The organism is Wolbachia endosymbiont of Nasonia oneida, from assembly GCF_009012935.1.
GTDB lineage: Bacteria > Pseudomonadota > Alphaproteobacteria > Rickettsiales > Anaplasmataceae > Wolbachia > Wolbachia pipientis.
The window spans coordinates 1-13,245 of the sequence record NZ_QESS01000016.1 but is presented as its reverse complement, the minus strand read 5'-3'; the positions used below and the strand labels follow the sequence as shown (position 1 = coordinate 13,245).

Below are 13,245 nucleotides of genomic sequence, written 5' to 3'. Positions count from 1 at the left end.
TATAATACATTCTAACACTTTTTCCTTAACTTAATGGCAGTGGAACAGTTGTATTCCTGCACAATTTATTCTCATGACAAAAACGTCTTAACTTTCTCTCTACTTTTTCTGGGTAAGGTCAATTTTGTGAAAAAATGGATTGAATTATAGGCAGATTTGGCTATTATTTGTAATACATGGGTATTAGGTAAAATGTTTAAATTTGATCCTTTATTATTAGCTCGAATTCAGTTTGCCTTCACAATAGGCTTTCACATTATATTTCCTGCTTTCACGATCGGGCTTGCAAGTTTTCTAGCCTTTTTGGAATGGTGTTGGCTTAAGACTGGTGATACACGTTTCCGTGATGTTTATAAATTCTGGATCAAGATTTTTGCCGTTGCTTTTGGCATGGGAGTGGTATCTGGAGTTGTAATGTCATATCAACTTGGTACCAATTGGTCGATTTTTTCTGACCGCATAGCCAATGTTCTCGGCCCTCTATTTTCCTTTGAGGTTTTAACAGCCTTTTTTCTGGAGGCATCTTTTTTGAGTATTATGCTATTTGGATGGAATAGAGTAAGTTCTCGTATGCACTTTGCTTCTACTTGTATTGTTGCAGTGGGAACGCTTATTTCAGCTTTTTGGATTATTGCGGCCAACAGTTGGATGCAAACACCCGCTGGATTCACGATTGGTGAGAATGGTCTCCTATATCCAACCAATTGGTTAGAGATTATTTTTAATCCTTCTTTCCCTTATCGCTTTATTCATATGGTAACAGCAGCCTATCTTACAACAGCTTTTGTGGTTGGTGGTGTAGGAGCATTTTATCTTTGGAGAAAACGACATGCTCCTCAAGCAAGAATTATGCTTGGTATGGCAACCATTATGGTAGCTTTAGCTGCACCATTTCAGCTGTTCATGGGAGATAGGCATGGATTAAATACACTAAAGCATCAACCTGCTAAGATTGCTGCAATGGAAGGTATATGGGAAACCGAAAAAGGGGCTGGCTTACTTTTATTTGCTTATCCGGATCAGCAAAATGAAATTAATCACTACGAGATAAAAATTCCTAATCTTGCCAGCTTGATCTTAACACATGATTTTTTAGGAGAAGTAAAAGGATTAAAGGAATGGAAAAAAGAAGATAGACCACCTGTAGTATGGGTATTCTGGTCCTTCCGTATAATGGTTGGAGTTGGAATTTTAATGATCATAATTGGGTCAGTAAGTGTTATACAGTATCTTCGTGGCAAATTATTCCAAAGTTGTTTCTTACATGGATGGTGGATATCAATGATGCCGTCTGGGTTCATAGCGTTACTTGCAGGTTGGTTTACTACTGAAATTGGCCGTCAACCTTACACTGTATATGGAATTATGCGCACAATTGAATCATTTTCATCTGCGATTACCGGTCCTCAGGTTGCATGGTCTTTGATTGCATTTATCGTTATGTATACCCTTATATTTGGAGCAGGTAGTTACTATATTCTGAAACTTATATACAAAGGAATTCCTGTCATTAAAGAAGAAGAGCAATTTTATAAACACGGTATTGGAGCTTCAGTGATTGATGCTGGTACATCTGGAAAGGACAACAATCATGTTTGATTTTTCTTCCTTAATTAATTTACCCCTAATCTGGGGATTACTAATTGCCATAGCTGTTTTACTGTATATTTTAATGGATGGGTTTGATTTAGGTATTGGTATTTTACTTCCTTTTGCACCGTCAGATAAATGCCGTGATCACATGATAAGCTCAATTGCACCATTTTGGGATGGAAACGAAACATGGTTGGTATTGGGTGGTGGAGGGTTGTTTGCTGCTTTTCCTCTTGCATATTCAATATTAATGCCTGCTTTTTATATTCCAATCATTATTATGCTGCTTGGCCTTATAGTGCGCGGAGTATCCTTTGAGTTTCGTTTTAAGGCAGAAGGAAAATACAGGCGATTATGGGATTATGCCTTTCATTTTGGGTCACTTGGTGCTGCATTTTGCCAAGGCATGATTTTAGGTGCATTTATACATGGTGTAGAAGTAAACGGACGCAACTTTTCTGGTGGCCAATTTGATTGGGCAAGTGCTTTTAGTGTAATGACAGGCATTGCTGTGATATTTGGATATGCACTTTTAGGTTCTACATGGCTCATAATGAAGACAGAAAATATAACACAAGAATGGGCACGCAAGGTTGCTTCTTATACGCTTGGTTTTGTAGGTATTTTCATGGGACTAGTGAGTGTAGTGACACCATTTTTAAATGAACGTATTAAAAACTTTTGGTTTAGCATGCCAAATTTTTATTATTTATTTTCTATTCCATTACTCACATCTTGGCTATTTTTCATGCTGTGGTTTGATCTTCAGAATACTAAACGGGAGTACCGTCCATTCTTTCTCAGTATTGCTATTTTTTTTATGGGATATTTAGGTTTAGGAATTAGTATCTACCCATGGATTATACCTTTTCAATATACCATTCTGGATGCAGCCGCTTCTGGGCCAAGTTTATCTTTAATGCTCATTGTTATAATACCGCTTTTACCAATCATTTTAACTTACACTGGTTATTGCTATTATGTCTTTCGTGGAAAATCAAATTATGAACACACATATTAAGGAGTTAGTGACCTTATGGTTAAAACGTTACCCTTAAATCAAGCAGTCGTTCAGGCAATGGCGTCAACTCAAGAACCTTCATTAGCAAACCCTCCTATGGATTTTCTGAAAAGTTTTTGAGTATATTGTATTTTTAATTTGTAGAATAAGTTTTTTTCCTTTTTGCATGCTAACCAAAAAGGGTTCTGTCATCCTTCTTGTCATATAAGTAGCTTGACGCGGGCATTCAGTTTTCTTTACAATTTTCTTTGTGAAAGAACAAAAATGCTTATTTGTAACCATAGCTGGCCTACCAAATGCTGGGAAGTCTACATTAATTAACAGCATCATAGGCAAGAAAATTGCAATTGTCACCCCTAAAGTGCAAACAACAAGGACGCAAATAAGGGGTGTTGCAACATGCAACAACACACAAATTGTCTTTACTGACTCTCCAGGAATTTTCTCAGCAGAAACAAAACTTGAAAAAGCTTTAGTCAAATCTGCATGGTCGGCAGTTAAGGATAGTGACATCACTTTGTTGCTTGTTGATGTAAGCAATTATTTGAAAAATATAGAAAGAATTAAGACTATATTTATGCGGCTGCAGCGCACAAAAGGCAGATGCATTTTGGTTATCAATAAAACTGATTTGGTAAAAAGGCCTGAATTAAAGATGGCGCATGAGCATCTGAATTTGCTTTATAAATTTGAAAAGGTTTTTATGATATCAGCATTAAAGAATGATGGACTTTCTGATTTGATGAATTACTTGTCTGAAGTTGCATCGGTGAGCCCCTGGTTTTATGAAGAAGATCAAATAACCGATTCCTCGACAAATTTTTTATCAGCAGAAATTACGAGAGAAAAATTATTCTTGAACTTGCGTGAAGAATTGCCATACTCTACAGCTGTTATAACTGAACAATTTGAGGAAAAAAAAGATAAGAGTTTAGTCATCAAACAGATCATATTTGTGTTGAAAGATAGTCATAAAAAAATAGTACTAGGAAAAGATGGCAGTAATATTAAAAAAATTAATATCGAAGCGCGTGCTGAACTAGAAAAATTATTTGAGTGCAAGGTACACCTCTTTTTATTTGTGAAAGTGCGACCTTGGATTGACCGCCCTGAGGAGTATATAGGCAATGCTTAATTCTTTATTGGTATTTGATATTGAAACTATACCAGATGTAAATTCCTGCAAAAATTTACTCAATATTAGTGATGATAGTAGTGTAGAAGAGAAGAGGGATGCATTAACAAAATATCATCTTGAAATAACAAACGGGCAAAACTCTTTTCTGCGTCAGCCTTTTCACCTTGTTGTAGTTATTAGTTTTTTACTTTGCAATATAAGCTACCAGAGTGGTTATGAGGTGTTCACACTGCAAGAAATAAGATCTGGAGGCACACTAAATTCCAGTGAAAAGGAGCTAGTGAAAGGATTTTTTAACTACATATCAGAGAAAAAGCCAAGATTAGTTTCGTTCAACGGACGCACTTTTGATATACCAGTGCTGAAGTATCGTGCTATGGTCCATGGCATTCAAGCAGAATATTTTCATAAAGCTGGCGATAAGTGGAATAGTTACAATCAGAGATATAGCAGTGATTGGCATTGTGATTTGCTTGAATCCCTCTCTGATTTTGGAGCTTCTGCGAGAGTAAAAATGAACGAAGTTTGTGCAGCATTTAATCTTCCTGGTAAGATTGGAGTTGATGGGTCACAAGTTATGGACTTATACGATAGCGGCAAGATACAAGAGATTCGAGATTATTGTGAAACAGATGTAATTAACACTTATTTGATTTACTTAAGGTTCATGCATCATCAGGGAAGGATTACTACTGAAAGCTACAACAAAAGTGTGGAAGAGCTGCTTTTAGAGTGCGAAAAAAAAGAATACCTAAAGAAATTTAAAGAAGAATGGCAAATAACTTGTGGTGGAAAAATTTTACTTCCATAGAATAAATAGTCGAGTTATAATGCACTAACAAGCGAACCTCTGTACTAAATTTTGGTTAATATACACGTTGAGCATATTAAGAAAGTTGCTTTTAAGGTATTGCATTTTACTTTTATTTTCGTTATAAGGTTGCTTTAAGTTGAATTTTCAACATTTTTATACTATTTACATTTAAGATATGATTTCGAAATTTTTTGGGGGCACTTCATGAAAAAGTCTATGTATACTAGAACTGCTCTAGTTTCTTTATTAACTTTATGTTCTTTCAGCAGTTTTGCAGCTGACTTTCCTGATGAGAGTATGAAGGAAATAAAAAAGCAAGAGAGCACAAAAACTTCTGGAAAAACAGAAGTTATGAAAACATCAAATAAAAAACTGAAAGAAAAGATGGACAGAATATGTAATGCTGATCCAAGAAAAAAAGCTGAAGAGCTTAAGAAAAAGGAAGAGATGAGATTAGCAGCCGAGCAGAAGAAAAAAGAGGAGATCAGGCTAGCAAATGAGAAAAAAGCAAAGCTTATAGAGGATTCAAAAGCGAAAGCTCTAAACGCTAAGAATTCTAATATAGAAAAAGGTAAAGTTTCAAAAACTAAGCGTTCTAAAACTAAGAATGCTAAAGTTGAAGCTAAAGATGTAAAGAAGGATATAAAAGTTGTTAACAAAAATACAGAGGAAAAAGGTAAGGCAAGTCCTGTTGTTTCAGTTGGTGGAGTTGATATTATCGATACCAATCAAGGGCAAAGTAATTTAAGAATAACTTTTGGTGGTGTTGTTGATGCTCAAGGTTATGGCAAAGCTGGACCAAGTGGCGCAGATTATAAACGTTATAACGTTATGCCAAACAGATCTACAGAGTATTATAATGCCACTCCAGATATAACAAAAGGAGCAAATCCAATATTCTATGAAGGAATAGGAAATATTGGTGATTACAGCAACGATATGGGTATGATTGCTGATGCAATATTGCACCTCAGAGCAGAAAATAAGAATGAAGATTTAGGTCTTCTTTATGGTGCTGACGTGCAGTTTCATGTCCCAGTGACCGAAGGTAAGGGAGCTTCACAGGGTGTTTATGCTGCAAAAGGCAGAAGTGCGCATGTGTTTGTTAACTCAAAATATGGTGACGTGAAGCTTGGTTACCAATTTGGTCCTGAGGCTCTGATGAGGCTTGATGCAACAAGAATTGCGACTGTTGACGGAGCTGCAGATAGTGACTGGTTCAGAAAAGTGAACTTAGAAGGAAGCGCTGCTAGCTTTCCATTTTATGTAACACCACGTCTTTACACTGAAAGTTTTTCGAGTGAAAGTGAAAAATTCTCTTTCCGTATGGCAGGGAAATATAACAAAGGCGTTATGACTACACTGCCATTTAGAGTTGCTTACTACTCACCAAATTATATGGGCGCAAGATTTGGTATCAGCTACTCACCTCGTTATGATAGTGGTTTGTTTACTGTAAAAGAAACAGTTTCAGAAGATAAAGGCGGTAAGATAGAACATAAGGAAACGATAAAGCATGTCGGCCCAGACTATGAGCACATAGTAAGTGCTGGTGCATCATATGAATATGACTTTGATAAACATAACATAAAAGTTAAAACTTCTGCAGTTGGTGAATATGGCTTTCCAAAGCAACCAAGTAAAGATAAGCATCTTTATAAGGAATTTGTGGAGTATAATGACCTGATGGGTGTTAATTTTGGTGTAAGCGCTGATTATAAGATTAATGAAGATCAAGGCGTAAAGTTTGCTGCCTCTTTTGCATACTTGGGCAAATCTGGTCAACCGAAGGGTATTAAAAAATTAATTGGTGATACCTATACGGAAATTGATAGTAAAGATGCTACTGATGGCAAAAGAGTGGAAGGGCTGAAAGCTCAATTTGGTAAAGATAGTATAGATACCATGTATTGGACTGTAGGAGCTGGGTATCAACATGAGAATATCTACACAAGTTTGACGTATTTTGGCAGCAGAATGAATGACAAAGATATGCTTCATGATGGTGCACTTGGCGTTCAATATGATCTGTCTCCTGCATGCAGTAAGAACAAATTTGTTCCTTACGCAGCTCTCCATTATTTTATGACTAACGAAACAGGTAAGCTGAAAGATGAGTCTGATGCTGATGTACCTTCTAACCAAGGAATTCTCCTTCTTACTGGTGTGAAGTTTTCTTTCTAACCAGCCAGTACACACCACAGTTAATTGTGGTGTATTCTTGTCTGTTAGTGTTTATTTGTCGATCAAATAAACATATGGTGTCCTCTCTCCTGTCATCCCAGTGCGTGACACACAACTGTACGAACATTGTGATTTGAGGACACTCCACCAAGAAGGATGTCATCCCAGTGCCCAGACACTGGGATCCAGCTTTCCATGCAACTTCATCAAAAGCGTTTATTCAGCATAAGATCAGCCACTTTTTATGCTCACCAAATCAGTTTGCTTACTTACAAGCAAAATTTCCTGGATTCCAGTGTCAAGCACTGGAATGACACCCTATGGTCACCGGAATGACGCTTTATGGCTACTTAGATGATGAGAAAAGAACACACTGCCCTTATTCTACTGGCCGTATAGCTACTTTCAAATTTAATCAATTAAGCAGGAGGACCCTATGCAAACCACACTAAAAAATCATTTAGCTGGAGAATTACTTACCACTGCTACGTGCTGGAAATTAACGCTTGCAGGTGGAGAAGTAATGGGATTCACTGACTATGATGAAGACTTAAATATTGATAATATACTCTATAAATCTTCAAGTGGATTTACAGCCAGTAGTATAATATTAAACAGCGATTTAAAGACTGATAATTTGGAAATTGAGGGAATATTAAATAGTGTTGATATCAAAAAAAAAGATGTTTTATCAGGAAAGTACGACTTTGCAAATATTGAGATATTTCTTGTGAATTATAAAGACTTGACCCAGGGAACAATGAATCTACATTCAGGAATTTTTGGTAAAGTGACATTAAGTAGTGGAAGATTTATTGTTGAAATTAGAGGGCTTTCAGCAAAGCTTGAGAGAAGCATAGCAGAATTATACTCTCCTGCATGCAGAGCACAATTTTGCGATGATAAATGTAAAGCCGATACTAAAAAATTTAGTAAAATAAGTACAATCACTAAAGTAATAGACGAAAGAAGATTTGAAGACACGAATTTAACTGAGAGTGATGAATATTATAAGCACGGAGTAGTAAAATTCTTTGGCTCAATAGCGTTTGAAGGTGTAGTAAAAGAATATAAAAATAAAGTAGTTACGTTGTTTACTTCGCCTCCATACCAAATTTTTGCTGGAGATAAATATTCAATACTCGCAGGTTGCGATAAAACATTTCCAACTTGCAGAAGCAAGTTTAACAATACTGTGAATTTTCGTGGTGAACCCTATATACCAGGTTTTTATATTGTTTAGCAGTACAATTTTCAATATTATGAATAAGCATGGAAAGGTGGCTGAGTGGTCTAAAGCACACGCTTGGAAAGCGTGCACATATGAAAATATGTCGGGGGTTCGAATCCCCCCTTTTCCGTATGTTACTTCTAGAATAGAATAAAACCCCCGGTCGCGCACACAACTGTACGAACATTGTAATATGGTACAATGTTACAACTATGCGGTGGTAATTTACGATAAATTCATGTAGCCATTTCAAATTTAGCCATACCAATGTCAGTAAATTGATTAAGCAAATAACACTTGAGTAGCAGTTCCTTCCCACGATTAATTTCAGATTTGTTCCGAAAATTAAACCCGAATGTTTGTTTCAGTCGCGAGAAAAAACTTTCTACATAAGATCTTTTTCCGTAGTTTGTTTGCCTTTTCCACCTCTTCATTCCATCTTCGCTGTATGACTTTATTAGTCTAATTGCAGCATTTCTCTCTGCCATACTTTGGATGTTCTGCTGCATTGTTTTTTTGGAGGAATTTTTGTCTTTATGCCGCATTCATCACACAATTTATAGAGTTTATGTCTGTCATATGCTCTGTCTGCATATAGTGCTTTTATGGCATGCTGAAAATTAACTCCTTTAAGTAAATCGCAAGCTCCATAGTGATCAGACCGTTACTGTATTTTGCAGCTATGGCTTTTTTGCTGTTTATATTCAACATTACATGCAATTTTCTTGTCTGTTCATAGCCACGATATTTTCTATCAGCGCTATTTTCCTTGCTGTGTGTTGTTATAAATGCTGATGCTTGTGCTATCTATGGCAATTTCGATATCTTCCATATTATTTTTATCAATTCTGCAATCATTGATCTTAATATTAAGTTTTTTTTGAAGCTTGCGAATAGCTGATAACTGCCAAATCTCTTCCTATTTGTTGCAAATATCCTTTTATAAACCCGACTGTTTGTCTTAAGCCAATTCTAAAAAGATTAACGATTATATGCACTAAAATCACAACTTTATCACTATAAATATAGTTGCCGCCCTGCATTTTTGGACTATTTTCATACCAATTTTCGATAGCTTTATCGATGTAACGAAAAATATTTCCTCTTTTTTCTAGAAATTTGTTATATTCATGGCAGTTACTAACTCTCATTTTTTGTGGCATATTTTTTCTTCAACAGTTAAATAGCTATTTATAATGAATTTTGTCAGTAGCCACCAGATTTTTTCAGTTGCTATGCAACAAAGCTATCCCAGTGTCAAGCACTGGGATGACAGGAAAAGAGGCTATTTGGATGACATCTTTCTTCTTGATATAAATTATTTTATATCTCAATGTTCATACAGCTATGCACGTTGCTGCATAGTGGATGAGGTGTACTACCTCTAAAAATATACATTATCTCACATAATAATATAATATTTCGTTCATAAATCAACGTTTTTAACATGCAGCAAGAACATTTCCGTTGTAATTAAGGTTCTTAAGATGTATATTAATGAATCTTGTTTTCAATAAATAATGAAAGTAATAATTGTCATGATAATGTTATTGTGTAGCAGTTACACAATGGCAAGCGAGAGAATAAGTCTAGTGGATAAAAAACTATCTCAAGGATATGTAGCTCCAGTGCTTATAGAAAATAGCGTTATTTTATCAGACAAGCACGGCGCTTTATATTCCTTTGATATTGATAACTCAAAGGCTATGAATTGGAAATTACACCTCTCACATAGGAAAAAAATTGGTAACATGAGCCTATCACATTATGAAAAAAATGTTTTCTTTATAGTGGATAACACTTTACACGCAATAGGCGCAAAAACTGGCAAGATTGAGTGGGAAAAAGAATTGAGAGCTCCAGTAAGAGGAAAAGCAGCAGTAATAAATAATAAATTGGTAGTATTGACTATTGATAATTATCTGTACGTGTTTGATATAAAAGATGGCAGCTTCGTTTGGACTTATCAAAACGGCATCAATGAGGTTCGAGGTTTGTATTCCATATCGCCAGCAATTTCTAATGATAAAATAATAGCACCATTTTCAAATGGTGAGTTAATAGCTTTTAATGAAGACGGTAAAAAATTGTGGAGCCAAAAATTGGCTACAAACCTTTTGGATACACAGCTCACAGATGTAACTACTACACCGAGAGTGCTTGGCGATACTTTAATAGCTACAAATAATTCTTATATTTATGGTATTGACGTAAAATCAGGAAATATTTTATGGTCAAAGTCACTGCAAGTAAAAAGTGTATCAGACATTGAATCATATTACAGTCCTCTTATTCCTGCAGAGAAACAAAAAGAAGGCGGCAGAATTTTTATAGTTACTAAAGACGATAAAATAATTGGCCTGGATATAAAAAATGGAGAAACAGTCTGGGCATCTGATTTAATAGAAAATACGCAACTATTTGCTCCAATTATGCATGCCCATACACTGTGGGTGACAAGCAATAAAAGTTCAATGTTTGCTTTTCCGGGATCTGAAAGTGCAGGAAAGGTAGTCAAAGTACCTGGTAATGTGTTTCACACTCCAGTGTTTACTCGCAATAAGATATATGTAACAACTGAGGGAAAAGGTGTTTATTCTTTAGAAAATAGGTTTGTTTTTTATGACTGATTATGATTTAATTGTTATAGGTGGTGGCCCAGGAGGCTATAAGTGTGCTATCGCTGCTGCAAAACTTGGATTGAAAGTTGCCTGTATAGATAAAAATAGCATTTTTGGTGGCACATGCCTCAGAGTTGGGTGCATACCCTCCAAAGCATTGCTCCATTCTTCCTATCAGTATGCTCACACGAAAAATGATCTGTCGAAGCTTGGCATAAAAATTAAGGACGCAAGTTTCGATTTAAAAGAAATGCTAGGTTATAAGGACGCCAGAGTTCAGGAACTTGGAAAAGGTATAGAATATCTGTTTAACCTTCACAAAATCACTAAAATCAATGGGCTTGCTTCTTTTGACCAAGGTAATCTTGAAGTTTCAGTTGAAGGTAAGGTGCTGAAGACAAAAAATATAGTAATTGCAACCGGTTCTGACGTTATTTCTTTGCCAGGAATTAATATCGATGAGAAAGACATTATTTCTTCCACCGGTGCACTATCTTTAACTGAAGTACCAAAAAAACTTGTCGTAATCGGAGCCGGGGCAATAGGGCTTGAAATGTCTTCTGTATGGAGAAGGCTAGGGTCTGAAGTCACTGTAGTAGAATTTTTTGACAGAATCGCTGCAGCAATGGATGGAGAATTAAGTAAGTCTCTACTTTCTAGTCTACAAAAACAAGGAATAAAATTTTTACTTAGCACTAAAGTCGAGGAGATAAAACAAAGTAGCAATTCTTTGAGTGTGAAAGTTTGCTCTGTAAAAGATAATCAAACAAACACTATAGAGGCAGATAAGGTGCTGGTTGCAGTAGGTCGCAAACCATGCACTGAGAGTCTTGAAAAAATAGAGAAAGACAGTCGTGGTTTCGTTCAAGTTAACAACAGATATGAAACTAATGTAAAAGGAATATTTGCTATTGGTGATGTGATCGGTGGAGCAATGCTTGCTCATAAGGCAGAAGAAGAAGGAGTGGCAGTTGCAGAGATAATCGCTGGGCAAGTACCTCACGTTGATTATGAAATCATACCATCTGTCATTTACACTCACCCTGCGGTTTCTTCAATCGGTAAAACTGAAGAGGAGTTGAAAAGTGTTGGCCGTAAGTACAAAGTTGGTAAATGTCAATTTGCTGCAAACGGCAGAGCAAAAATCACTGATGATGCTGAAGGATTCGTGAAAGTGCTGACTTGTAGCAGAGCAGATACAATACTAGGTGTGCATATCATAGGAGCATACGCTGACACGCTAATAAACGAAGCAGCGGTTGCAATGGCATATGGCGCAGCAGCAGAGGATATATACAGAATTTGTCACTCTCATCCTGATATAAATGAAGCCTTTCGAGATGCGTGCATCGATGCTTTCTTTAAAAAATAATTGTGGACCTCGGTTCAATCATTGAAAAATGGTATGAGTGGCTGAGGTGCAACAGATCTTATTCACCAAATACTTTAGAGTCATACATGAGGGACTTGAAGGATCTTATAAGTTTCCTAAATACTCACATTGGCGGAGAAGTAAATGTTGGTACTCTGAAAAATTTAAGCATACCTGAGTTAAGAAGTTGGCTTACCTCTCGTTACGCAAGAGGTGTAAACGCAAGATCCAACACTCGAGCACTCTCAGTAATCAGAAATTTCTTCAAGTACATAAAAAACAACCACAATATAGACAATGAAGCTGTATTTTCCTTATCAAGGCCAATTCAGAGAAGAACTTTGCCCAAAGCACTTTCAATATCTAATATAAAAACTTTATTGAAAGAAATGAAACTATCCGACCTGGGCGAACCTTGGGTGGTAAAAAGAGAAATTGCGATTATCGTCCTGCTATATGGTACAGGCTTAAGAATCAGTGAAGCGTTGAACCTTAGGGTTAGTGATATTAACAATGAAAGTTTAATAGTAACAGGTAAAGGAGATAAACAAAGGCAGGTATTCATTCTCCCAGTAGTAAAAAAATGTATACAAGAATATGTAAAAGCCTGTCCTTACCTTGATGAAGCACAACATCTTTTTGTGGGAGTAAGAGGAAAAAAATTGGGAAGAACTTATGTGGCTAATCGTTTGCAAAAAATAAGGAGAATGTTAAATTTACCAGAAATTTTATCTCCACATGCATTTCGCCATAGTTTTGCTACTCATTTGCTTCAGGAAGATATTGACATAAGATCAATACAACAACTGCTTGGCCACTCAAGCCTGGAAACTACTCAAGTTTACACTCACCTCAATTATCAAGATGTTTTTAATATGTATAAGAATTTTCAGCAGAGTTTGGAGAAGAAATCAAAACCTTAACTTCGTTCTAAATCACCAAGCTGAGTGCTTTTAACGTTGCTAAGTGTTGTGTTTGCTTTGTATGAAAAGTAGCATCCAATTGTAAAAAAGGCAAATGCAGTTACAGCAAGTGGAATACATATTTCCAAATTAGGTATTGTTAAACATGCACCAACAGCAAACGCTCCAGACAACACAAAAGAAGCAGAAGCGTAGTTGCTTTGTTCTCTATCAGAAGAAATTGCTTGCGAGGGTTTTTCGTTTTTATTACTCAGACTTTTAGTACGGAGCAGTCTATTTTCTGATGAAAGCCTATCTCTTTCTCACTGCCATTAAGTTAAGGAAGGAATGGTAAAAAACGAACCAGAA

10 protein-coding genes, 1 tRNA gene and 1 pseudogene are annotated in these 13,245 nt (G+C 36.1%); 10 read left to right on the top strand and 2 right to left on the bottom strand.

Going from position 1 to position 13,245, the window contains the following annotated elements; genetic code table 11:
- The first annotated feature begins 192 nt into the window (after positions 1-192).
- The 7 genes from DEF52_RS05025 to DEF52_RS04995 all read left to right on the top strand — a co-directional run bounded on the left by DEF52_RS05025 (position 193) and on the right by DEF52_RS04995 (position 8,111).
- Positions 193-1,599, top strand: a complete 1,407-nt coding sequence (locus DEF52_RS05025; RefSeq protein ID WP_006280502.1) for a cytochrome ubiquinol oxidase subunit I — start codon at positions 193-195, stop codon at positions 1,597-1,599.
- The gene (gene cydB, locus DEF52_RS05020; protein WP_010962802.1) at positions 1,592-2,614 is read left to right on the top strand and encodes a cytochrome d ubiquinol oxidase subunit II; all 1,023 of its coding nucleotides are present in this window, start codon (positions 1,592-1,594) and stop codon (positions 2,612-2,614) included. The genes DEF52_RS05025 and cydB overlap by 8 nt, the downstream gene beginning before the upstream one ends.
- Before the next feature lie 250 nt (positions 2,615-2,864).
- Positions 2,865-3,749 (top strand): GTPase Era, encoded by an 885-nt coding sequence (gene era / locus DEF52_RS05015; protein ID WP_010082484.1) that lies wholly within the window; start codon positions 2,865-2,867, stop codon positions 3,747-3,749.
- Positions 3,742-4,563 (top strand): 3'-5' exonuclease, encoded by an 822-nt coding sequence (locus DEF52_RS05010; RefSeq protein WP_006279435.1) that lies wholly within the window; start codon positions 3,742-3,744, stop codon positions 4,561-4,563. Before era ends, DEF52_RS05010 begins: the two co-directional genes overlap by 8 nt.
- Before the next feature lie 207 nt (positions 4,564-4,770).
- The gene (locus DEF52_RS05005; protein ID WP_151808035.1) at positions 4,771-6,750 is read left to right on the top strand and encodes a WD0745 family porin; all 1,980 of its coding nucleotides are present in this window, start codon (positions 4,771-4,773) and stop codon (positions 6,748-6,750) included.
- Positions 6,751-7,186: 436 nt separating this feature from the next.
- The gene (locus DEF52_RS05000) at positions 7,187-7,993 is read left to right on the top strand and encodes a DUF2163 domain-containing protein (RefSeq protein WP_044471259.1); all 807 of its coding nucleotides are present in this window, start codon (positions 7,187-7,189) and stop codon (positions 7,991-7,993) included.
- 31 nt (positions 7,994-8,024) lie between these two features.
- Positions 8,025-8,111, top strand: a tRNA-Ser gene (locus DEF52_RS04995).
- Between the two features lie 106 nt (positions 8,112-8,217).
- Here the strand turns inward: DEF52_RS04995 and DEF52_RS07075 are convergent.
- Positions 8,218-9,144 (bottom strand): annotated as a pseudogene (locus DEF52_RS07075) (IS5 family transposase).
- 357 nt (positions 9,145-9,501) lie between these two features.
- Here DEF52_RS07075 and DEF52_RS04980 point away from each other — a divergent pair.
- The 3 genes from DEF52_RS04980 to DEF52_RS04970 are packed head-to-tail and all read left to right on the top strand — an operon-like array spanning position 9,502 to position 12,897.
- Positions 9,502-10,611 carry an outer membrane protein assembly factor BamB family protein gene (locus DEF52_RS04980; protein ID WP_151808034.1) on the top strand — a complete coding sequence of 370 codons (1,110 nt, stop codon included), beginning with the start codon at positions 9,502-9,504 and terminating at the stop codon, positions 10,609-10,611.
- Positions 10,604-11,974, top strand: coding sequence for a dihydrolipoyl dehydrogenase (lpdA, locus tag DEF52_RS04975; protein ID WP_151808033.1), 1,371 nt, complete (start codon positions 10,604-10,606; stop codon positions 11,972-11,974). Before DEF52_RS04980 ends, lpdA begins: the two co-directional genes overlap by 8 nt.
- A 2-nt stretch (positions 11,975-11,976) precedes the next feature.
- Positions 11,977-12,897: a tyrosine recombinase XerC gene (locus DEF52_RS04970; protein ID WP_151808032.1), complete on the top strand. Its 921-nt coding sequence runs from the start codon at positions 11,977-11,979 to the stop codon at positions 12,895-12,897.
- On the opposite strand, the gene DEF52_RS04965 is transcribed toward DEF52_RS04970, so the two are convergent.
- On the bottom strand, positions 12,894-13,118 hold the full coding sequence (locus DEF52_RS04965; protein WP_458073336.1) for a TomO hydrophobic C-terminal domain-containing protein: 225 nt from the start codon (positions 13,116-13,118) through the stop codon (positions 12,894-12,896). The two genes, DEF52_RS04970 and DEF52_RS04965, sit on opposite strands and share 4 nt — an antisense overlap.
- Between the last annotated feature and the right edge of the window lie 127 nt (positions 13,119-13,245).

What these genes read in the sequence shown, in the direction of transcription:
- DEF52_RS05005 (WP_151808035.1), top strand. Translation starts at nt 4,771, where the DNA reads ATGAAAAAGTCTATGTATACTAGAACTGCTCTAGTTTCTTTATTAACT.
- DEF52_RS05025 (WP_006280502.1), top strand. Translation starts at nt 193, where the DNA reads ATGTTTAAATTTGATCCTTTATTATTAGCTCGAATTCAGTTTGCCTTC.
- lpdA (WP_151808033.1), top strand. Translation starts at nt 10,604, where the DNA reads ATGACTGATTATGATTTAATTGTTATAGGTGGTGGCCCAGGAGGCTAT.
- cydB (WP_010962802.1), top strand. Translation starts at nt 1,592, where the DNA reads ATGTTTGATTTTTCTTCCTTAATTAATTTACCCCTAATCTGGGGATTA.
- DEF52_RS04980 (WP_151808034.1), top strand. Translation starts at nt 9,502, where the DNA reads ATGAAAGTAATAATTGTCATGATAATGTTATTGTGTAGCAGTTACACA.
- DEF52_RS05000 (WP_044471259.1), top strand. Translation starts at nt 7,187, where the DNA reads ATGCAAACCACACTAAAAAATCATTTAGCTGGAGAATTACTTACCACT.
- DEF52_RS05010 (WP_006279435.1), top strand. Translation starts at nt 3,742, where the DNA reads ATGCTTAATTCTTTATTGGTATTTGATATTGAAACTATACCAGATGTA.